The organism is Thioclava atlantica, assembly GCF_000737065.1.
Classification (GTDB): domain Bacteria; phylum Pseudomonadota; class Alphaproteobacteria; order Rhodobacterales; family Rhodobacteraceae; genus Thioclava; species Thioclava atlantica.
The window spans coordinates 16,048-35,835 of the sequence record NZ_AQRC01000020.1 but is presented as its reverse complement, the minus strand read 5'-3'; the positions used below and the strand labels follow the sequence as shown (position 1 = coordinate 35,835).

The 19,788-nt window shown below is 60.7% G+C and carries 20 protein-coding genes and 4 pseudogenes; 19 read left to right on the top strand and 5 right to left on the bottom strand.

What is annotated here, in order from left to right; all coding sequences use genetic code 11:
• Window positions 1-597, bottom strand: a complete 597-nt coding sequence (locus DW2_RS17995) for a helix-turn-helix domain-containing protein (RefSeq protein ID WP_081875066.1) — start codon at window positions 595-597, stop codon at window positions 1-3.
• 227 nt (window positions 598-824) lie between these two features.
• Between DW2_RS17995 and DW2_RS17990 the strand changes: the two genes are divergently transcribed.
• A complete protein-coding gene (locus tag DW2_RS17990; protein ID WP_038148703.1) occupies window positions 825-1,121 on the top strand; it encodes a hypothetical protein in 297 nt (98 codons plus the stop codon).
• Between the two features lie 120 nt (window positions 1,122-1,241).
• Here the strand turns inward: DW2_RS17990 and DW2_RS17985 are convergent, their stop codons facing one another.
• A complete protein-coding gene (locus DW2_RS17985) occupies window positions 1,242-1,817 on the bottom strand; it encodes a PIN domain-containing protein (protein WP_038148702.1) in 576 nt (191 codons plus the stop codon).
• Window positions 1,814-2,278, bottom strand: coding sequence for a helix-turn-helix domain-containing protein (locus DW2_RS17980; RefSeq protein ID WP_038148699.1), 465 nt, complete (start codon window positions 2,276-2,278; stop codon window positions 1,814-1,816). Before DW2_RS17980 ends, DW2_RS17985 begins: the two co-directional genes overlap by 4 nt.
• 164 nt (window positions 2,279-2,442) lie before the next feature.
• Between DW2_RS17980 and DW2_RS19925 the strand changes: the two are divergent.
• Window positions 2,443-2,574 (top strand): annotated as a pseudogene (locus tag DW2_RS19925) (IS3 family transposase); the annotation flags it as partial.
• Here the strand turns inward: DW2_RS19925 and DW2_RS19535 are convergent.
• A pseudogene (locus tag DW2_RS19535) lies at window positions 2,543-2,866 on the bottom strand (RidA family protein). The pseudogenes DW2_RS19925 and DW2_RS19535 overlap by 32 nt on opposite strands.
• A 363-nt stretch (window positions 2,867-3,229) precedes the next feature.
• On the opposite strand from DW2_RS19535, the gene DW2_RS17970 reads away from it, so the two are divergent.
• The 6 genes and pseudogenes from DW2_RS17970 to DW2_RS20400 all read left to right on the top strand — a co-directional run bounded on the left by DW2_RS17970 (window position 3,230) and on the right by DW2_RS20400 (window position 8,379).
• Window positions 3,230-3,595: a MarR family EPS-associated transcriptional regulator gene (locus tag DW2_RS17970; protein WP_038148697.1), complete on the top strand. Its 366-nt coding sequence runs from the start codon at window positions 3,230-3,232 to the stop codon at window positions 3,593-3,595.
• Between the two features lie 46 nt (window positions 3,596-3,641).
• Window positions 3,642-4,592: pseudogene (locus DW2_RS17965) on the top strand (adenosylhomocysteinase); the annotation flags it as partial.
• 58 nt (window positions 4,593-4,650) lie between these two features.
• Window positions 4,651-5,583 (top strand): IS5 family transposase, encoded by a 933-nt coding sequence (locus DW2_RS17960; RefSeq protein WP_038148696.1) that lies wholly within the window; start codon window positions 4,651-4,653, stop codon window positions 5,581-5,583.
• 133 nt (window positions 5,584-5,716) lie between these two features.
• A complete protein-coding gene (locus DW2_RS17955) occupies window positions 5,717-6,526 on the top strand; it encodes a hypothetical protein (RefSeq protein ID WP_038148695.1) in 810 nt (269 codons plus the stop codon).
• Between the two features lie 561 nt (window positions 6,527-7,087).
• Window positions 7,088-7,732 (top strand): class I SAM-dependent methyltransferase, encoded by a 645-nt coding sequence (locus tag DW2_RS17950; protein ID WP_038148693.1) that lies wholly within the window; start codon window positions 7,088-7,090, stop codon window positions 7,730-7,732.
• The gene (locus DW2_RS20400) at window positions 7,732-8,379 is read left to right on the top strand and encodes a glycosyltransferase family 2 protein (RefSeq protein ID WP_202900130.1); all 648 of its coding nucleotides are present in this window, start codon (window positions 7,732-7,734) and stop codon (window positions 8,377-8,379) included. Before DW2_RS17950 ends, DW2_RS20400 begins: the two co-directional genes overlap by 1 nt.
• Before the next feature lie 20 nt (window positions 8,380-8,399).
• Here the strand turns inward: DW2_RS20400 and DW2_RS20235 are convergent.
• A pseudogene (locus tag DW2_RS20235) lies at window positions 8,400-8,735 on the bottom strand (ATP-binding protein); the annotation flags it as partial.
• A 518-nt stretch (window positions 8,736-9,253) separates the two neighbouring features.
• On the opposite strand from DW2_RS20235, the gene DW2_RS17940 reads away from it, so the two are divergent.
• The 11 genes from DW2_RS17940 to fcl all read left to right on the top strand — a co-directional run bounded on the left by DW2_RS17940 (window position 9,254) and on the right by fcl (window position 19,788).
• Window positions 9,254-9,625, top strand: coding sequence for a MarR family EPS-associated transcriptional regulator (locus tag DW2_RS17940; RefSeq protein ID WP_081875063.1), 372 nt, complete (start codon window positions 9,254-9,256; stop codon window positions 9,623-9,625).
• Window positions 9,626-10,014: 389 nt separating this feature from the next.
• Window positions 10,015-10,380 (top strand): DapH/DapD/GlmU-related protein, encoded by a 366-nt coding sequence (locus tag DW2_RS20315; RefSeq protein ID WP_051856429.1) that lies wholly within the window; start codon window positions 10,015-10,017, stop codon window positions 10,378-10,380.
• Between the two features lie 79 nt (window positions 10,381-10,459).
• Window positions 10,460-11,830, top strand: a complete 1,371-nt coding sequence (locus DW2_RS17930; RefSeq protein WP_038148692.1) for an MATE family efflux transporter — start codon at window positions 10,460-10,462, stop codon at window positions 11,828-11,830.
• Window positions 11,827-13,149 carry a hypothetical protein gene (locus DW2_RS20000; protein ID WP_162178905.1) on the top strand — a complete coding sequence of 441 codons (1,323 nt, stop codon included), beginning with the start codon at window positions 11,827-11,829 and terminating at the stop codon, window positions 13,147-13,149. Before DW2_RS17930 ends, DW2_RS20000 begins: the two co-directional genes overlap by 4 nt.
• On the top strand, window positions 13,146-14,075 hold the full coding sequence (locus DW2_RS17920) for a glycosyltransferase family 2 protein (protein WP_051856426.1): 930 nt from the start codon (window positions 13,146-13,148) through the stop codon (window positions 14,073-14,075). The genes DW2_RS20000 and DW2_RS17920 overlap by 4 nt, the downstream gene beginning before the upstream one ends.
• A complete protein-coding gene (locus tag DW2_RS17915) occupies window positions 14,076-15,242 on the top strand; it encodes a glycosyltransferase (RefSeq protein ID WP_051856423.1) in 1,167 nt (388 codons plus the stop codon).
• Entirely contained in the window at window positions 15,239-15,508 is a 270-nt protein-coding gene (locus tag DW2_RS17910; protein ID WP_038148689.1) for a hypothetical protein, read from the top strand. The genes DW2_RS17915 and DW2_RS17910 overlap by 4 nt, the downstream gene beginning before the upstream one ends.
• Window positions 15,502-16,413, top strand: coding sequence for a glycosyltransferase family 2 protein (locus DW2_RS17905; RefSeq protein ID WP_038148687.1), 912 nt, complete (start codon window positions 15,502-15,504; stop codon window positions 16,411-16,413). The genes DW2_RS17910 and DW2_RS17905 overlap by 7 nt, the downstream gene beginning before the upstream one ends.
• Before the next feature lie 4 nt (window positions 16,414-16,417).
• Window positions 16,418-17,515 carry an acyltransferase family protein gene (locus tag DW2_RS17900; RefSeq protein WP_038148685.1) on the top strand — a complete coding sequence of 366 codons (1,098 nt, stop codon included), beginning with the start codon at window positions 16,418-16,420 and terminating at the stop codon, window positions 17,513-17,515.
• Window positions 17,516-17,690: 175 nt separating this feature from the next.
• Window positions 17,691-18,809: a GDP-mannose 4,6-dehydratase gene (gmd, locus tag DW2_RS17895; protein ID WP_038148683.1), complete on the top strand. Its 1,119-nt coding sequence runs from the start codon at window positions 17,691-17,693 to the stop codon at window positions 18,807-18,809.
• A 7-nt stretch (window positions 18,810-18,816) separates the two neighbouring features.
• The gene (gene fcl, locus DW2_RS17890) at window positions 18,817-19,788 is read left to right on the top strand and encodes a GDP-L-fucose synthase (protein ID WP_038148682.1); all 972 of its coding nucleotides are present in this window, start codon (window positions 18,817-18,819) and stop codon (window positions 19,786-19,788) included.

The window sequence follows — 19,788 nt, the reverse complement described above, 5'->3', positions numbered from 1 at the left end:
TTAAATCGGAATGACCGACCGGATATTATCGGAATCGGTGACCGGATGACCCCGGTGTGCGCACCCGAGCGACGGGTCGAGAACGCGACCCGCCATCGCATGCGAAAAATGATCGATGATTGCCTTGGCCAGATCAGGCGGCGTCATGACACGGTCCTGTTCCATCCCGTTCTTCGGTGGCACCAACCCTTGCCCCTTCGCCAGATCGCTTCGTTCCAGAGGGGTGCGGAGGCGAAGTAGCCGCAATGCCGCGGCAAGCGTCGCAACCCGTCCGGAAAACTCCGCTTCCAAGGCAATGACCGTCACGCGGTTGCAGCCGATCTTGCGGGCGAGAATCTGCTGCGAAAAACCGCGCGCACGCCGCCGCTCCGCGAGCACGCGTCCCATATGTTTCCCGGGCGTTGTGACACGCCAGCGCAAGCCAAGGATCGGCAAGACGGCCTCGAGCGAAAGGATCGTGCCTGCCCCGCTCTCCAGAGCGCGCACGGTGGGGATGCTGATCTTGGCGCGGGATGCGAGTTCAGCCTGCGTGAGTCCGCGCCCCACGCGTTCGGCTCTGAGGATCTCGAAAAATGACATGTGCGAAAATCTTTCCATCGAAAGCTCACAGATAGAAAGAAAATGCGACACAGCGCAACCGCTACCGCTAGGCGCTCCCGAAAACGAGCGGCAACCAAATCGAGCGAATTTTCCGTGCACGAAAAATCGGAAACCCGTTTTTTTCGCCCCCGGCACCTAAACTGGACGCATCACCGAGATCCGCACCGGATCGACCCGTTTTCCACCGCCGAGCCTCGCTCGCGCGGTCCCAGGAGGTGCATGCCATGGCCCAGCGCCCCTTCACGCCGAATATGCGAAAATCGCATCGCGCGACCAACTTCACCCAGTCCGATGCAGCCCTTCTGGAGCGGCTCGTGAAAGCGCGGCTGCACGTCGCCGAGCTGATGCTGGAAAAACCGATCTATGCCCCGATCTTCGAAAGACTGGAACGCGAGATCGCGGCCATCGAGGCGCGCCGGATCGAGGATCCGCTGGCGCGCGCAAGGGCAATCCTGCGCGGTCTGCCGAGCGATGCGGTCAGCCCGCCGGATACGCCTGATGAGACGCCGGAGCCGTGGTGATTAGGACCTCTTAAGTGAATTCTCAGCCCTCTGAGGAATGCGCCTTTCCCTACGCGGCAAGTCGGCCACAATCGCCGACAGTGCTTCGTGCCTCTTCTATGACACCCACCGGTCGTTTCCTCACAGGAACGACTGGTACTTGTCCATGAAGTTTGCAACCTGCAGTAGGCCCTGCGCTTCTGACTTGTGAACCAAAGCCGCAACATCGAGCGCCGGGTTCTTGAAGCGCTTCCGCATGCGACGCAGGGCCAGAGTGGCCTCCGAGGGATCCAGCTCGATTGTATCGGCGATGAAGTCGTCGGCGGAAATCGCCTGGATGGCGTGCGGGTCCAAAACCGCGGAAGGAAAATCGGCAAGATTGTCCGTCACGATGACAGAGGCAGACGTCCCGATGGCCGCTGCCAGAACATGGTTGTCGCCCGGATCGGGCAACGCAAGCTTGTCTTCGAAGAGCTCATAACCAGTTACCAGAGCTTCAGGGAATGCCGCTTCGATTGCCGCCCTTTGCCGCGAACCATCGGTTTCGCCCTTGGTGATCTGCGCGATCGCTTTCTGGGTCTCGTCAAGAATGCGACTGCTCCAACGAGGCCGGAACAATCCGGCCTCGGCCAGGCTCAGGAGCATGTTTCTGCGAAGCGCTCCACCTAGGACGCAGGCATCGAGGAGAGCCGTAAACCGATCAGCGTATCGGCTCATACAAGACCTTCTTCCGCATCCATGGCGGCAAGGTCGCTCAATGCGTCCGAGCGAGATGCGTCACGCTTCTCTTTATAGGCAAAGAGATCGTCGGCACGAACCCGGCGATGACGGCCGGTCTTTGCAAACGGAATCTCGCCCTCCTCGAGAAGCTTCACCAGGAACGGGCGGGACACATTGAGAAGATCCGCCGCCTGCTGCGTGGTCAGCTCTGACTCGACGGGGATCATCCGAAATCCGCGACCGCTCGACACAAGCCGCAGCACCTCGAGCAGCGAAGCCGTCAAGGCAGGCGCAAGCGTCACGGTTCGGACTTCACCGCCTTCCAGGGCAAGCGACAGCTTAGTCGGCTCGCCTTCCTTGATCTGGGAAGCGACAATCGTTCTGAGCTGTTCGGCGTTCTTGATCTCGACCTCGTCGGGCAAACGATCAAAAAACGCCCCTTTTCTGAGGGCGTTCATCTTCTCTCTCCGGTTCTCTCTTCTCGTGGTGGATATAGGGTATCCGTCATTCGAAGCAATCGCAACAGTCGAAATATTCGAAATTTTCTAATGTCGTGTAAACAGGTTACTGAACCGCCCCGGGGTTTGCCGGAGGCTCCAACTCTTGAGCAGGATGGAGCATCATGAGCAAGACAACGAACAAGTTTTCCCCTGAAATGCGCGAGCGCGCGGTACGGATGGTTCTCGGCAATGAGGGCGAGCACGGATCTCGCTTGCAGGCGATCACGTCGATTGCAGCGAAGATCGGGCGATCTCCACTTTCAGTTCCGGGCGCGCGAGCTTTGCTTCACCGCAGGCGCGCGCGGGGGCTGAACCTTCGGGCACCCATGCATCCCAAACTGCATTCATCGCATCGAAATCGGCCATGTCGGCGAGCCAGATGATCACCTGCAGCATCCGCTCGCGCGAAGATCCCGCGCGTGCGAGCAGGGCATCAACTCTGGCAAGACAGTCCTGGGTCTGCTCGATTACGTCGGTTCCTGCACCCACCTATCCGCACAGGTAAGCAACCCCATTGTGGCGCACGATCTTGCTCACCCCCGGCATCCGCGCGCGCCAGGCGCGCGCCTGACGCGCATCCCTGCGCAATCCTCTGGCGCGGGATTTCGGAGCGAGCCGGAATTCTCGAACCAGAGATGCGCGGGACGCCCTCGATGCGGAGGCTGGGCCTCTACGAGCTATTGCGGAGGCAGACGACACCGCCTTCGAACAGGCACCCCGGTCACACACCCGTGATCGCCCTTGCCGGATCCCCAGATCTGCATAAACACCCTTTTAGCGAGTGCAGCATTCTGCTATCGCTCATTTTTGAACGATGTCAGATCTTCGACGCCTACCTGCGAACTCCTCTCCCCTCAGGCTGACCCGAGTCAGCGCTGATGCGGTAGCCTGCCGGCAGGCCGCGCCCTGATGGCGGGGCAGCGCAGCAAGGTCCAGGAAGATATCCGCTTTCGTATCCTGCGCCTCCTCGAGGAAAACCCGGAGATGTCGCAGCGCGAGTTGGCAGAGGCGGTCGGGGTCAGCACCGGGAGCGCGAATTACATCCTGAAGGCATTGGTGGAGAAGGGCTTCGTGAAGCTCGGGAACTTCAGGGCGGCTGAGGACAAGCGGCGCTACGCCTATCTGCTGACGCCGAAGGGGGTGGCGGAGAAGGCCGCGATTACGCAGCGGTTCTTGGCGCGGAAGTTGGCGGAGTTTGAGGCGTTGAAGGCGGAGATTGAGGCGTTGCGGGAAGAGACGTCCGTGAGCGAAGCGCGAGGTAAGCATAGCAGCTGAGAACATGATCAGCGGCTAGGTAATTGAAAACGAGGATTTCGAACCAGTGGCCGATTACATCATCAAGGATATTGCGCTCGCCGATTATGGCCGCAAGGAACTGGACATTGCCGAAACCGAGATGCCGGGCCTGATGGCCTGCCGCGAGGAATTCGGGGAAAGCCAGCCGCTCAAGGGCGCACGCATCGCGGGCTCGCTGCACATGACGGTGCAGACCGCCGTGCTGATCGAGACGCTCAAGGCGCTCGGCGCCGATGTGCGGTGGGCCTCGTGCAACATCTTCTCCACGCAGGATCACGCGGCGGCCGCGATTGCGGCGGGCGGCACCCCGGTTTTCGCGATCAAGGGCGAGACGCTGGAGGAATACTGGTCCTACACGGACAAGATCTTCCAGTTCGAGGAAGGCACCTGCAACATGATCCTCGACGATGGCGGGGATGCGACGCTCTATATCCTTCTCGGCGCGCGCGTCGAGAATGGCGAGGAAGACCTGATCGCGGTCCCGACCTCGGAAGAGGAAGAGGCGCTGTTCGCACAGATCAAGAAACGCCTCGCCGAGAGCCCCGGCTGGTTCACCAAGCAGCGCGACGCGATCCAGGGCGTCTCGGAAGAGACCACGACCGGGGTGCATCGTCTCTATGACCTGCACAAGAAGGGCCTGCTGCCCTTCCCGGCGATCAACGTGAACGATAGCGTCACCAAGTCGAAATTCGACAACAAATACGGCTGTAAAGAGAGCCTCGTGGTCGGCATCCGCCGCGCCACCGATGTGATGATGGCCGGCAAGGTCGCCGTCGTCTGCGGTTACGGCGATGTGGGCAAGGGTTCGGCCGCAAGCTTGCGCGGTGCAGGTGCGCGCGTGAAGGTGACCGAGGTCGATCCGATCTGCGCGCTGCAGGCAGCGATGGACGGGTTCGAGGTGGTCACGCTCGAAGACGTGGTCGACAGCGCCGACATCTTCATCACCACCACCGGCAACAAGGACGTCATCCGGCTCTGTTGCACAAAGCCCTTGGGGGATTCACCTCGTGAATCCAGCGTGATAGCTGGATGGCATGAGCAGACCGACACCCCCGACCTATAAGATCAAGAACTGGCGGGCCTACAACGAAGCGCTCAAGCGCCGGGGCTCGCTGACGATCTGGTTCGATCCCGAGATGATGTGGGAGGCTAGGCCGACGGGCAAGCGGGGCCGGCAGCCCACTTACAGCGACGCCGCCATCCAGACCTGCCTGACGATGAAAGTCCTGTTCGGTATGGCGCTCCGGCAGACGACGGGCTTTGTCGAAAGCCTTCTGCAGTTGAGCGGGCTGGACTGGTCGGTGCCGGATTTCAGCACGCTTTCACGCCGCCAGAAGACCCTCGCCGTAAACATTCCGTATCGGGGATCGGAGGGGCCGTTGCACCTATTGATCGACAGCACCGGGATCAAGGTTGAGGGTGAAGGCGAGTGGAATGCCCGCAAGCATGGCGGCGCCAAACGCCGCATCTGGCGCAAGGTTCACCTCGGGATCGATGAAAAAACACTGGAAATCCGGGCGGTCGAGTTCACCAGCGGCGATATCGGCGATGCGCCCATGCTGCCGGAGTTGCTCGGCCAGATCTCGCCCAATCAAGAGATCGGCAACGTCACCGCAGACGGGGCCTACGATACGCGCAAGTGTCACGAAGCCATCGCCGACCGCGGGGCCTATGCCGTCATACCGCCCCGCAAGAATGCCAAGTTCTGGAAGCCCGACAGCGCGGGCGCCATTGCCCGCAATGAGGCCCTTCATGCATCGAAACGCTTGGGCCGGAAGATCTGGCGGAAATGGAGCGGCTACCATCGCCGAAGTCGCGCCGAGACCAAGATGCACTGCATGAAGCTGTTGGGCCAACGCCTCATGGCGCGAGAGCCCGACCGCCAGGTCGCCGAGCTTCAGATCCGTGTCGCCGTCATGAACGGCTTCACCGCGCTCGGCATACCCGTGACCGAGGCCGTGGGATAAGTGTGTCAGGGGAAAGGGCCAACTTGGTCATCAACCGTTTTGTGCTACAGAGCCGATTCATCAGTGTCTACCAATCTTCCCTTTAAATTGAAACTGAGCTCGACACAACTGACAACAGGATGGAAAAGGTGTGATGAGGGGCGAACGAACCTGCATTTTCGTCAATGGAATCTGGAAGTCTGGCAATCATCTGATTTATTCTGCAATGAACGAACTTGGCATAGAGGGGCCATTTGGGGGAATTGCCGCTCACTTGCTGTTCGGCCGCGGTAAGCAGATTAAACGGCTAATTCGAGGCTCTGCGAACGGGATCGATGTCGGCCTTGAGACTGAGGCGCGTGTGCGCCCAGCCTATATCCACCGCACCCTGCGTCGGCTCCGCGGACGGATTGTCGGCGGCCACGCCGCCTACAGTCCCGAGTTGATCGCAATTCTGCGCGACGAACGCGCACGGATGATCCTAATCCGCCGCGACCCGCGCGATATGCTCATCTCCTTCGCTGATTGGGTCTGCGGCCGCCCTGATTACTTCATGCACCCAGATTTCGTCGGTCTCTCCCGCGAGCATCGGGTGGCTAGGCTCCTCCACGGCGGCGTCGGGGCAGGCTACAGACAGCGTCCGTTCGCCGAAGTGTTAGCTCGGGCGGAGGGTTGGCTTACTGCGGGCGACGATGTACTGAACGTAGCTTTTGAGGATCTAATTGGACCTCAAGGCGGCGGCACCCACGCTCGCCAAACCTCAGTGCTTCTGGCAGTCAGCAAACATCTCGGACTCGTGATGCCTCGCGATCCCGGTTTGGCCGAACGGATCTACGGCGGCAGCCTTACGTTCAATAAGGGTAGGTCCCAACGCTGGCGTGAACTCGACAGCGCTGACCTGCAGTCCGAGATCGCCGAGTGCCTGGCTCCGCAATTGGGGCGCTGGGGTTATGGTAAAAACTGAGAGATGGAGGAAGTAGAGCATGCCCCTGGTTGAAGTTAGGCGTAACAGGAGCACTCGCAGTTGGAGCCGACGCGAACAGCTGGGCCGTGTTGCGTGGTGGGTGGCGTGGCCATTATTCGGTTTCAGCCCACGAGTGTTCTGGGGCTGGCGGCGATGGCTCCTGCGCCGCTTCGGAGCGAAGGTCGGTACAGAAGCCCATGTCTACCCAAGTGTGCGCATCAGCATTCCCTGGAACATCACGCTGGGAACGCAATGCGCGGTCGGCGACCGAGCTATCCTCTATGCGCTTGGCCCTATCGTGATCGGCAACCGGGCGACGGTATCGCAGGGCGCGCATCTATGCGCTGGAACCCATGACTTGACACAGCCCCACCGACCGCTGGTCAAACCGCCCATCACAATCGGTGACGATGCCTGGGTCGCGACCGAAGCTTTCGTTGGGCCCGGCATCACGGTCGGCGCCGGGGCCGTGGCCGGAGCGCGCGCGGTAGTGGTGAAGGATGTCGAGGGCGGATGGATTGTAGCTGGCAACCCTGCACGGCCGATAAGAAAGGTTGGATCATGAGCGGCATCAGTGAAATCGACGAATACGGCTACAGCGATGCCGAATTGAACGACTCGCACACCTATCTCTTGCCCGCGCTTGAGGCGGAACTCGATCAGCTTGCTCCGGGGATAGGCTCCAAACAGCGTGTCTTTGATGTTGGATGTGGCAACGGCTCAATCGGAGCATATATGTCAGCTCGAGGCTGGCAGGTGACCGGCGTCGATCCCTCTTCGGAGGGGATTGCCCAAGCTAATAAACGCTATCCAGAACTCAAACTTGAAGTGGGCTCAGCGTATGACGACCTTGCGGGGAAATATGGGCATTTCCCTGTAGTAGTCAGCCTCGAAGTGGTAGAGCACGTCTACGCCCCGCGCGCCTACGCCCGCACCCTCTTCGACCTGCTCGAGCCGGGCGGCACGGCGATAGTCTCGACACCGTATCACGGCTATCTGAAGAACCTCGCGATGGCGCTGAGCGGGAAAATGGATGCCCATTTCACCGCTCTCTGGGATCACGGTCACATAAAGTTCTGGTCCTTCTCAACGCTCTCGGAATTACTGCGTGAGGCGGGCTTTTCTGAAATTCGCTTCGAGAGGGTCGGGCGCGTCCCACCGCTCGCAAAGTCGATGATTGCCGTTGCACGCAAGCCTGATCAATAATGCTTACCGCCGTTATTTTGACCCGCGATGAAGAGCGGCACATCGCCCGTGCGATCCCCTCGCTAGACGGAATCGCCGATCGCATCTTTATCGTCGATTCCGAATCAACCGACCGGACCGTCGAGATAGCCAAGGAGATGGGCGCCGAAGTCCGCTTCAATTCTTGGCGCAACTACTCGAACCAATATAACTGGGCGCTCGACCAATTGCCCGCCGATACTGACTTGGTATTGCGCCTCGACGCAGATGAGATCGTGACCGACGAGTTGCGCACTCAGATTTCGGAGGAGCTACCGAAGCTCGCTTCCGGGATCCACGGTGTAGTGGTGGGCCGTCGAATGACTTTCCTCGGCCGCCCGATGCGCCACGGGGGCGTCTTCCCAGTGCGCGTCTTGCGGCTCTTCCGCTACGACAAAGGACGCTGCGAAGACCGCTGGATGGATGAACATATCAAGGTGGCGGGACCTGTTGTTGAGCTGCCTGGAGAAATCTGTCAACGGCGGAGCAAAAACCGGCCACGGGGCAGAGCAAAAGTCTGCCACCAGAGAGGGCATGGGAAGCGGAGGGAACGCTTCGCGCCCCGGCAGCTGCGCTTTTCAGATAGCTGGCGGCTGCCGGGGCGCTTTGGTCCAGCGGGCCAAACCTGAACGATGTGATCAGGTGTCGGCGCTGTTTCGGGCGCGGCTTTGGGAAGCCGATAGCTGTCGCCGTTCATCTCGAGGATGTGGACATGGTGGGTGAGCCGGTCGAGCAGAGCGCCGGTCAGGCGCTCGGAGCCGAAGGTTTCGGTCCATTCGTCGAAGGGCAGATTGCTGGTGATCATGGTGGCGCCCCGCTCGTAGCGCTGCGAGATCAGTTCGAACATCAGCTCGGCGCCAGTCTTGCTCAGAGGCACGAAGCCCAGCTCGTCGATGATCAGGAGCTTGTATCCGACCATCTGTTTTTGCAGGCGTAGCAAGAGGCGCTCGTCGCGGGCCTCCATCAGCTCGTGGACCAATGCGGCGGGCGCTTGATTTACATGCCCGGTCAGGGCGGACCGGGCTGGTATCGCTGCGAACACGTGAAGCTATGCGGCAACCGGATGCCCGCCTGCCCGCAATGCGGCATCGGATTACCGGTTCGAGACGAGAAGACAGCAGAAATGGGCTGTCCGGATTGAGGGGCGAGACCACCGGCCTGCCCGAGTTGCAAGGAAGGCTGGGGTCGAACGTCGGGGCCGCTACGGGGCCATTCTGGGCTGCGTCCGGTTCCCGGATTGCAAGGGTAAGGCGAAGATAGGCAAACTGTCGTAGCGGCACCTGACGACTTCAAAGAACCGCAGGAGCGAGCCCCGCAATCACACCGCCGTAATCGCCCTTACCGGCCCCCAAGATTTGCATAAACAGCCTTTTAGCAGGCGCAGCATTCTGCTACTGCTCAACTTTGAACGATGTCGGATTTTCGACGCCAGATTGTGACTGCCCTCCCCAGGCTGACCCGAGTCAGCGCTGCTGCGGTAGCTTGCCTGAGTGTTGGCTCCTGATGGCAGGCCAGCGCGACAAGATCCAGGAAGATGTTCGCTTTCGCATCCTGCGCCTCCTCGAGGAAAACCCGGAACTGTCGCAGAGCGAACTGGCAGAGGCGGTCGGGGTTAGCACGGGAAGTGCCAATTACGTACTGAAAGCCTTGGTGGAGAAGGGCTTCGTGAAGCTCGGGAATTTCAGGGCGGCTGAAGACAAGCGGCGCTATGCCTATCTGCTTACGCCCAAGGGCGTGGCGGAGAAGGCGGCGATTACGCAGCGGTTCTTGGCGAGGAAGATGGCGGAGATTGAGGGGCTTGAAGCGGATATTGGCGGCGACTCCGCTGGCAGTTCTGTAAGAGGGCGGCATACAATCAACCGCTCCCCCGATTAGGCCCGGAAATCGTTAATTGGCTTGCGGTCGCTCTGAAAACGCGCTTCACCCTCAAGTATTTATTAGTGCTCGACTAAACACAGGACGTTTATCGGGACAAACGCGAGCGCAGCGAAGCCACTCCCCTTGTGCATTACATGAGCTTAAGAATGCGTTTTTCAGCACTCGTGAATGACCTTGCCGCTTGGAGGTGGCAGCTGCCTGCGCGGCTTGCATTCGCGCTCAGAAAATGGCCCTGGCCGAGACAATTGAGGCTCTTTGGGCCGATCGTGCTGCGAGGGCGTGGAGACCTTCGACTAGGCACCGGGGTCAGGATCATAAGCCTATCAAAATACAATCCGGCAGGCGTGAATCATTCCACGGCTTTGACGGTATTGAGCGGTGCACGCATGACGATTGGCGATCGGGTGGGAATGACCGGGGCCGCTATCTTTTGTGCCACAGGAATTGAAATCGGCAATGACGTGCAGATTGGCGCGAACGCCAATATCTACGACACTGATTTCCATGCCTTAGACCACGTCGATCGCAGGATGGGCCGTAATATCCCCACGGCGCCGGTTCGCATCGGAGACGACGTGTGGATCGGCGCCAATGTAACCGTCCTCAAAGGGGTAACAATCGGCAGCCGGGCGGTCATCGCCGCAGGAAGTGTCGTGACCTCAGACATTGCCGCCGATACTTTAGCGGGCGGGGTTCCCTGCAAAGCCATTCGGTCACTCAAGCCAATCAATCACGAGGCTGTGGATTCATGATACCAGCCGGTCATCCAATCCGTTGGGCGCGGCAGTCTCGCGACCTCGACCGGGGCGACCAGCGGCGCGAGACCTGTGCATGAAGGCCGGCTCCCTTTCGCGCAACACGCTCGCGGCACTTGGCCAGGCCGTGGTGGTGTCTGTGCTGATGTTTCTCGTCTATCGTGTCGTCGTGCGATCCTCCGGCCTTGAGGAACTCGGTGTCTGGTCGCTGATCATGACCGGGTCGACGGTTGCCCGCGCCGGCGACGTCAGTGGCGCGGGCGGCCTTGGCCGGTTCATCGCGATGATCCGGGCGGGCACTGATATCGGCAGCGACATCGTCGAGACCACGCACACCGTACTGCTCACATCCGCAGCGATCAATCTCACCATCGGGATCGCGCTCTATTTCCTTGCTCCATTCGCCCTGCGCTTTGCACTGACTCCCGAATTACTCCCTCGCGCGATCGAGCTCTTGCCCTTCGTCGTAGCCATCATTGTGCTCGGCGGACTTGCTGGGGCTGTCATTTCGGGTATCGATGGCACCCAACGCGTTGACCTTAGGGCGATGGTGGCCGTGTCGAGTGCGGTAGTATCCTTCCTGATCGTCTTGGTCTTGGTGCCGCGTATCGGCATTGTCGGTTTTGGTATCGCCCAGGTCGTGAGCCCGCTTTTCACCATGATCGTCGGCTGGACAGTGCTGCGCCGGCAAGTGCCCGAGATCGGATGGTTCCCGCGTCGCTGGCATCGAATGGCGTTTCGCGCCTCAACCGGATTCGGCTTGAAACTCAATGGGATCTCGTTGTTGACCCTGCTGTTCGAGCCATTGGTGAAGTTTTCTTTCGGGGCGACTGGCGGGGCCAGCCAGGTCGCACTCTACGAACTTGCCTCGCGGGCGATTACCCAGATCCGCGGCTTGGCCGTCGCTGCCTCCATGGCCCTGATCCCGGTGCTCGCCAGCCTACAGTCGCGCGAACAGGCCCGCCGCACCGCGCTGCTTGTGAAGGCGGTCAACACCACGGCATACGCCGCCGTCGCCGCGGCAGCGGCCGCAATCGTGCTTGCGCCGATCGTCAGCTTCATCGTTCTCGGAAAGGTCTCCGCGGCCCTGCTCTATATGTCGGTGCCACTCATCTTCGCCTGGACGATGCAGTTGCCTACAGTACCGGTCTATCTCGCCGCCCAGACCGACGGACGGATGCGTTGGAACGCGCTGAGCCACTTGCTTGTGGCGGTGGCGGTAATCGCCGGCGCCCTGCTCGAGCACGTCGGGATCGCGGGCGCACTGCTGACATCAATAGTCGTCGGCCTGCTGCTGAGCGGTATTACGGTCCTGGCTGGAAACGTTCCCATGCTTGGGCTTTCCGAGGTGATGAGGCAGTCGAGAAGCAGGCTCGCCCTTACCGCTGTTATGATCGTTTCGATCTGCGCGGCAGGCTGGGTCGGCGTGGGGGTTCTTGCCGAATGAAGCAGCCGATCACCCAAACCGGTTATTCAGCCGCGCGCAACGGCCTGCGGATTAGTCGATCGGCCCTTTTGATGCTTTTGTTCGGCGCTGGCTGGGCCTTCGCCGTCCACTTCTTTGGAGCCATCTATGGCTCGGAACTGCTAGCAATAGCCCTTCTGCCCACTCTCAAACCGCTGCGGCTGATCGAAACAAATGCCGACCTACGGCGCGTGCTGACGGCATATGGCCTGATCCTGCTCGGCTTGGTCGTCGCCGATTTTGCGAACGCCACCGCGTTTAATCTTGCCCTAAAGGGTTGGGCCAACCCGATCTTAGCGGGCGTCTCGTTGATTTTCGTCACCATGGCGCTCGGCAAGGATCCGGTCGCGAACGTGAAATATTATCTTTTTGCGAGTTTTCTCGCAAACCTGGTACTGGGCAACGGCGCCTACAGCGTTACAGGTGTCAGCGGCGGGGACAACAGTTGGGCGGATATCGCGGAGAACGAGAACCTGCTGAAGGTGCGGGTCGTTCCATTCCTGATGCCACTGCTGGCTTTGTCTATTTTCCACCTGCGCAAACGCTGGCGCCTTGCGGCGCAGCTGATCGGCCTCGCCACCGCAGGTTTTCTGTTTTCCTACGATGCGCGTAGCGCAGGGTTGGTCGCCTTCGCGATGACCTTGGCGGTCACGGTCTTTCGGCGGCCGAGACAGATTCACGCGAAACAACTCTTCAGCATTCTTGGCGTCGGGCTGATTGGCGGCTATCTGGCCTATGCTGGCTATGTCTATTATTCGCTCAACTACAATTCGGATGGTCACAACGCCACCCAGTTGTCACTCGTCAAGAACCCGTACAACCCCGTCATGCTGCTTGGGATCGGGCGGCCCGAATGGCTCGTCGCGCCCGACGTGTTGGCCGAGAAGCCGATCCTAGGCTACGGCTCATGGGCAGAGGACAAGGACCAGCGTTTCGCGCTGATCCGCGCGATCCTGACCGACACCGTGGACATCTACAATGCCACCTCTGGGGAGCGGCATTATTGGATCCCAACCCATTCGGTCGTCCTCACCTCGTGGATCTGGGGGGGACTGATCGGCCTCTTCGGGGCGCTGCTTCTCGTTGCCACCTTGCTGCGTCTCACCGTGAAAGCCCTGAATGCGAGACCGGAAGCGCTCGTTTTCATCACCTATTTCGCCACCGGGCTACTCTGGGACCTGTTCTTCAGCCCGCTTCAGTCGCTGCGGCTGACCGCGCCGATCGCGCTCGGCTTCCTCATCGCTGTCGCAGATTCGTATTCGCCGCGCGCGCCTCGTTCAACCAGAGATTTGCCACCATGACACCGCCGACCCTTTCCATCGTCACGATATCCTTCAATCAGGCCAGCTATCTGAAGCAATGCCTCGACTCTGTCTTGTCGCAAAAACGCGAAGGGGTAGAGTTTATTGTCGTCGATCCCGGCTCAACCGACGGCTCGCGCGAAATCCTTGAGGCCCATCGCGGCGGGATCGACCAACTCATCCTCGAGCCCGATGCGGGCCCGGCCGATGGCCTCAATAAGGGTTTCGCCGGTGCCAATGGGCAGATCGGCTATTTCATCAATTCCGACGATTTCCTGCTACCCGGCGCCACAAACCGGGTGCTGGCGTTTTTCGATGCCCACCGCGATATCGATGTCGCCCTATGCGGCGCCTGGATGGTCGACGGCGATGGTCAGCCGCTGCGGCGTTTGCGCGCGACACCGATCACCCCCGAAAGACTGGTCGACAACCGCGCGATTCCCGTCCAACAGGGGGTTTTCTTTTCAATGGAGGCGTTTCGCGATGTCGGCGGGTTCAATGCCGAAAACCGCTCATGCTGGGATACCGAGCTGCTTTTCGATTTCGCGATGGCAGGTAAGACATTCGCGATCGGCCGCGAACGGATCGGTGCTTTCCGGATCTACGACGGCAGCCTCTCCGGCGGCGTGGCCGGCGCGGCACACCGCGAACGGCTGGCCGACGATTGGGGCCGGATGCGCGCACGCCTGTCGCCGCAGCAGCGTCCATTTCCAAAGAAGCTGGCGCGCCTTGCAAAAAATCTCGCCAATCCTTTCAATGCTGCCGAGGCACTTCGCGCGAAGCTCGCCCCATCGTCAATATTCCGCGCCTGGGAGCGGGACATGCAGGCCGCCGCGCCTGTCTCGCCCGGCCATGACGCTTTGGAAAAGGGCCGTCACACGGAAGAAAAAGGCCGTTGTAACCATATTCTCGACGCGGAGAACTAGGTGCAGTCAAAGCTTCGTATAGCCATGGTCGCTGGGCGCCTCTCCACCCGGGCTTCCGGGGTCAAGGTTACCGTCGAGGGCCTGTCACGGGCCATGGTCGATCGCGGACATTCGGTGCGCGTGTTTGGCCTTGCCGATGAGGCATGGAACAGTGGCGACCGCGAAAAGTGGCAAGGCGCTCCCGCGATGGCCCTGCCGACGCTGGGCCCGGCCCGGCTCGGCTACGCACCGGGCCTAGCGCGGGCGCTCGACAAAGACAATCGGGACTTCGACCTAGTTCACCTGCATGGGATTTGGATGTATTCCTCCCATGCGGCGGAGCGCTGGGCGGCGCGAAACCACCGGCCCTATATCGTCTCGACCCATGGCATGCTGGCGCCGGACGCGTTGCGTTATTCCTCATGGAACAAGCGACTTGTCGGGGCTCTCTACCAGGAGCGTTGTTTCCGCCACGCCGCCGCGTTCCACGCGACCTGCGAGCGCGAACGCGACGAGATACGTGCATACCGACTCGAACAACCCGTGGCGATCTTTCCGAACGGCATTGATCGGGTGCCGGTTGTGGCCAGCCCGCAGGGAACGCGGCGTAAACTGGTGACGCTTGGGCGACTGCATTTGGTCAAGGGGCTGGACCGGCTGATCACGGCCTGGGCAAATGTCGCGCCGGATTTCCCGGACTGGGATCTGTGCATCGCGGGGCCTGATACCGATGGCACCCGTCACCGTTTAAATACGATGGTGGCCGTAGACGACATTCCCCGGGTCTCATTCCTGGAAGCGATCTTCGGGGGCGAGCGGGATCGATTCCTCGCGGATGCCGATCTGTTCGCGCTAACGAGCCTGACCGAGAACTTCGCTCTCACAGTGGCCGAAGCCCTGTTGCAGGAAACACCGGTGATCAGCACCAAAGGGGCGCCGTGGAGCGGGCTGGAGACGCACGGCTGCGGTTGGTGGATCGACCACGGCGTCGAACCGCTTGCTCAAACCCTCCGCCAGGCGATGGCCATGTCGCGCGAGGCGCTACAAGAGATGGGCCGGTCGGGTCGAGCCTGGATGCTTGACGAGTTCGTCTGGGACGCGGTCGCCGCCCGTGCCGAAACAGCCTATCGTGACGTGCTGGCCGCGGCAGGGACCGTAACGGCATTACCGAGAAGACCGTCTTCGTGACCGGCATCTGGAAATCCGGCAACCACCTCGTCTATTCGGCGCTGAACGAGCTCGGCATCGAGGGGCCGTTCAACGGGATCGCGGCCCACCTGCTCTTCGGTCGCGGCAAGACGGCCAAGCGGCTGCTGCGCGGCAGCGCGAGCGGCATTGTCCGCCGACCTCGGCCAAATGGCCACCTGGCGCCGGTAGCACAGCTTGTTGGGGCGCGACCTGGTTTTTCGGCGCTTGCCGCCTGCAAGTCCCACATGAAGGCCCTGCCATGTTGACCGTCGTGATCCTCACCCGCGATGAGGAGCGCCATATCGCCCGGGCGATCGGCTCGGTCACTGGGATCGCGGAGCGGATTTTCGTCGCCGATTCCGGCTCGACGGACCGCACCGTCACGATCGCCGAGGCGCTTGGCGCCGAGGTTCGCTTCAACCCGTGGCGCAATTATGCCACCCAGTTCAACTGGGCGCTCGATCAATTGCCGCAGGACACCGAGTGGGTGCTCCGGCTCGACGCCGACGAGATCGTCACCCCGGAGCTGGCCAGGGAAATCGGCGCGCAGCTGGCCGGGCTGGGCGCGGACATTGACGGCGCATGGGTCTCGCGAAGAATGACGTTCCTCGGCCGCCCAATTCGGTGGGGCGGCGTGTTCCCGGTGCGTGTGCTGCGCCTCTTCCGACACGGTCGCGGCCGCTGCGAGGACCGCTGGATGGACGAACATGTCCTTGTCTCCGGCCCAACCGCGGATTTCTCAGGGGAAATCGTCGACGACAACCTGAACTCTCTCACTTGGTGGACCGCGAAACACAACGCCTATGCATCGCGCGAAGTGGTCGACCTACTGAACCTGCGTTACCGCTTCATGACGCACGAGACGGTGGCCGACCTGCGCGGCGGGAAGCAGGCGGAGGTCAAACGCTGGATCAAGGAACACCTCTATGCCCGCCTGCCCGGCGGTTCGCGGGCCTTCATCTATTTTGTCTACCGCTATTTCATCCGGCTGGGCTTCCTCGACGGGCGCGAAGGTACGGCATTCCACGTGATGCAGGGATTCTGGTATCGCTTCCTGGTCGATGCGAAACTGTTCGAGGTGGAGCGGCACATGCAGCGCCATGGCAGTGACGCGCCGGCGGCAATCAAGGCGGTGCTGGGCATTGACGTCACCCCGGATCGAAACCGGTAGACCAATGCTGACGCAACTGCAATCGCTTCGGGCATGGGCGGCGCTGGGCGTGATGGCCTTTCACCTAGGTGCATCCCTGGCCGCGCCTAAATACTTCGGCTTTTCGTCGGTCGACTGTATCACCCGGTTCGGCTACACGGGAATGTTCCTATTCTTCGTGCTGAGCGGTTTCATAATCCACCAAATCCATTCACAAGACTTCGGTCGACCCAATCGTGCCTGGCCCTATCTGGCCAAGCGCTTTTTCCGCATTTACCCGCTGTATCTAGTGCTGTTCACCCTGATCGCGATCATCGCAAAACTGATTGGAATCGGCGATGGCGGTCTGCCGAGTGGTTGGCTGCCACTGCTGAAAGCCCTCTTGCTGCTGCCGCAGGATCCTTCGATAGTCGGCGGCACTGGCGCGCCTTTGATCATCGTCGCGTGGTCACTACAATATGAATTGGTGTTCTATGGCGTCATTCTCCTGTTCATCCTCGACCGTCGCCTCGGCTGGGTTGTGGTTACAGCGCTCGTGGCGGCCCATTTCCTTTTCCCGCGGGTCGGGGCACCCCGACTATTCCCAGCCTTCATGGAGGGCAAATACTTCCTGTTTTTCGCCATCGGGGTTAGCGCCTCGCTGGTCGCGCAAACAGAACTCTCGCTACGGACTGCCCGCAGCTTGTGGCGTGGGGCGCAGGCCCTTTTCGTGGTCTTATGGGCGCTTTCCGTAGCGTTGATGTTTGCGACCGGGGGAAAGCTAGCGATCATCGCGATCCCCGCGGGGCAGATCATGCTAGCGTTGCTTAGCGCAGTCCTGATCCTCGGTGCGACCGAATACGAGCGCCAAGGCGGGCCGCGCGCCGGCGCGCTCACGCGCCGGCTAGGCGACTGGTCCTATGGGATCTACCTGCTGCATTTCCCGGTAATAAGCGTCATGAGCAAACTGACCACTGCCGCCGACCTGCAGGGCGGCGTGGGCATCTTGGCGGTAACAGTAGGCAGTCTGGTCGCTACCCTGACTGGCGCCGCGCTGTTACACAGGCTAATCGAACTTCCGGGGATGGCTATTGCCCGTCGCTCCGCGAAATTCCCGGCAAATCAATTGCCCGGGAAAAGCTGATGGCCGCCCTCCAAGCCATTGACAAAATTACACGAAACCGCGCGATAATCTTGTCTCCATGTCCGCAGCGCCTTGGCCCCTGTAGCAGACGTTTGGGCGACATCTATTCAATGTGTGGGAATTAAGATCGCGATCATTACGGCGGCCTCCTTTTCAAAACTTCCAAGGACAGTTCATGAAGAAAGCCCTCATCACAGGCATCACCGGCCAAGACGGCTCCTATCTCGCGGAATTCTTGCTGGAAAAAGGTTACGAGGTCCACGGCATCAAGCGCAGGGCTTCGCTGTTCAATACTCAGCGGATCGACCACATCTACGAGGATCCGCACAGCAACCCCGCGCAGATGAAACTGCACTACGGGGACCTGTCGGATACGTCGAACCTCACTCGTCTGATCCGCGACATCGAGCCGGACGAGGTTTACAATCTTGGCGCACAGTCGCACGTTGCGGTCTCATTTGAGGCCCCCGAATACACCGCCGATGTCGATGCGATCGGCACCTTGCGGATGCTCGAAGCAATCCGCTTCCTTGGACTCGAGAAGAAGACGCGGTTCTATCAGGCTTCGACCTCCGAACTCTACGGCCTAGTCCAAGAAACCCCGCAAAAGGAGACCACGCCTTTCCATCCGCGCTCACCCTACGCAGTGGCGAAGCTCTACGCCTACTGGATCGCGGTCAATTATCGCGAGGCCTATGGGATGTATGCCTGCAACGGGATCCTCTTCAATCACGAGAGCCCCCGCCGTGGCGAAACCTTCGTGACGCGCAAGATCACCCGTGGGCTGTCGAACATTGCCATGGGGCTCGAGCCGTGCCTCTATATGGGAAACATCGACTCCCTGCGCGATTGGGGTCATGCGAAGGACTACGTCCGGATGCAGTGGATGATGCTGCAGCAGGACACACCAGAGGATTTCGTAATCGCCACCGGCAAGCAATATTCCGTGCGCGAATTCATCACCTGGAGCGCGCGTGAACTGGGGATTGAGCTCGAATTCTCGGGCCAGGGCATCGAAGAGATCGCTACTGTCTCCTCAGTCACCGGCGATAAGGCCCCTGCGCTCAAGACCGGCGATGTGGTGATGCGGATCGACCCGCGTTACTTCCGCCCCGCTGAAGTCGACACACTTCTAGGCGACCCAACCAAGGCAAAGGAAAAACTTGGCTGGGTCCCCGAAATCACAGCGCAGGAAATGTGTGCCGAGATGGTGGCGGAAGACCACAAAGCCGCGCGTCGCTATGCGCTTTTGAAGGAACACGGGCTCGATCTGCCCGTCTCGCTCGAAGGCTGAGGCAGTGATGACGAAGATCTACGTGGCAGGCCATCGCGGGATGGTGGGCGGCGCGATCCTGCGCCAGTTGGAGGCGCGTAAAGCCAAGGGTGCGGCACTCGAACTGATCACCCGCACGCATTCTGAACTCGATCTGACCGATCAGTCGGCGGTCCGCGACTTCATGCAGGCAGAGAAACCGGACGTTGTGATCCTCGCCGCAGCCAAGGTCGGTGGAATCCATGCTAACAACACCTACCCGGCCGAGTTCATCTACGAAAACCTGATGATCGAGGCCAACGTGATCCATCAGGCCTTCGCCGCCGGGGTCACCAAGCTGTTGCAGCTCGGCTCCTCCTGCATCTACCCCAAGGCCGCGCCGCAGCCGATGGCGGAAGATACGCTGCTGACGGGACCGCTCGAGCCCACGAACGAGCCCTATGCCATCGCGAAGATCGCCGGGATCAAACTCTGCGAGAGCTACAACCGCCAACATGGCGTCGATTACCGCTCGGTGATGCCGACGAACCTCTACGGGCCCGGCGACAACTTCCATCCGCAGAACAGCCATGTTCTGCCCGCGCTGATCCGGCGCTTCCATGAGGCGACGCGCGACGGACTCGAAGAGGTCACGATCTGGGGCACCGGCACGCCGCGGCGCGAGTTCCTGCATGTCGATGACATGGCCGAAGCCTCGCTCTTCGTGCTCGATCTCCCCAAGGCTGGCTACGACGCAAACACCGATCCGATGCTGAGCCACATCAATGTGGGGTCCGGCAGCGACATCTCGATCCTCGAGCTCGCGCAGATGGTCGCGAAGGTGACCGGCTTTGAGGGACAGATCGCGACTGACCCGAGCAAGCCCGACGGCACGATGCGCAAGTTGATGGATGTCAGCCGTTTGTCGAAGATGGGCTGGCAGGCCCGCGTCGGCCTCGAGGAGGGGATCGCCGAGACCTATCGCTGGTTCCTCGACAATGCCGACACCGTCAGAACCTGA

Coding starts and splice junctions, on each gene's coding strand:
- DW2_RS17995 (WP_081875066.1), bottom strand. CDS start 597: ATGGAAAGATTTTCGCACATGTCATTTTTCGAGATCCTCAGAGCCGAA.
- DW2_RS17990 (WP_038148703.1), top strand. CDS start 825: ATGGCCCAGCGCCCCTTCACGCCGAATATGCGAAAATCGCATCGCGCG.
- DW2_RS17985 (WP_038148702.1), bottom strand. CDS start 1,817: ATGAGCCGATACGCTGATCGGTTTACGGCTCTCCTCGATGCCTGCGTC.
- DW2_RS17980 (WP_038148699.1), bottom strand. CDS start 2,278: ATGAACGCCCTCAGAAAAGGGGCGTTTTTTGATCGTTTGCCCGACGAG.
- DW2_RS17970 (WP_038148697.1), top strand. CDS start 3,230: ATGGCGGGGCAGCGCAGCAAGGTCCAGGAAGATATCCGCTTTCGTATC.
- DW2_RS17960 (WP_038148696.1), top strand. CDS start 4,651: ATGAGCAGACCGACACCCCCGACCTATAAGATCAAGAACTGGCGGGCC.
- DW2_RS17955 (WP_038148695.1), top strand. CDS start 5,717: ATGAGGGGCGAACGAACCTGCATTTTCGTCAATGGAATCTGGAAGTCT.
- DW2_RS17950 (WP_038148693.1), top strand. CDS start 7,088: ATGAGCGGCATCAGTGAAATCGACGAATACGGCTACAGCGATGCCGAA.
- DW2_RS20400 (WP_202900130.1), top strand. CDS start 7,732: ATGCTTACCGCCGTTATTTTGACCCGCGATGAAGAGCGGCACATCGCC.
- DW2_RS17940 (WP_081875063.1), top strand. CDS start 9,254: ATGGCAGGCCAGCGCGACAAGATCCAGGAAGATGTTCGCTTTCGCATC.
- DW2_RS20315 (WP_051856429.1), top strand. CDS start 10,015: ATGACGATTGGCGATCGGGTGGGAATGACCGGGGCCGCTATCTTTTGT.
- DW2_RS17930 (WP_038148692.1), top strand. CDS start 10,460: ATGAAGGCCGGCTCCCTTTCGCGCAACACGCTCGCGGCACTTGGCCAG.
- DW2_RS20000 (WP_162178905.1), top strand. CDS start 11,827: ATGAAGCAGCCGATCACCCAAACCGGTTATTCAGCCGCGCGCAACGGC.
- DW2_RS17920 (WP_051856426.1), top strand. CDS start 13,146: ATGACACCGCCGACCCTTTCCATCGTCACGATATCCTTCAATCAGGCC.
- DW2_RS17905 (WP_038148687.1), top strand. CDS start 15,502: ATGTTGACCGTCGTGATCCTCACCCGCGATGAGGAGCGCCATATCGCC.
- DW2_RS17900 (WP_038148685.1), top strand. CDS start 16,418: ATGCTGACGCAACTGCAATCGCTTCGGGCATGGGCGGCGCTGGGCGTG.
- gmd (WP_038148683.1), top strand. CDS start 17,691: ATGAAGAAAGCCCTCATCACAGGCATCACCGGCCAAGACGGCTCCTAT.
- fcl (WP_038148682.1), top strand. CDS start 18,817: ATGACGAAGATCTACGTGGCAGGCCATCGCGGGATGGTGGGCGGCGCG.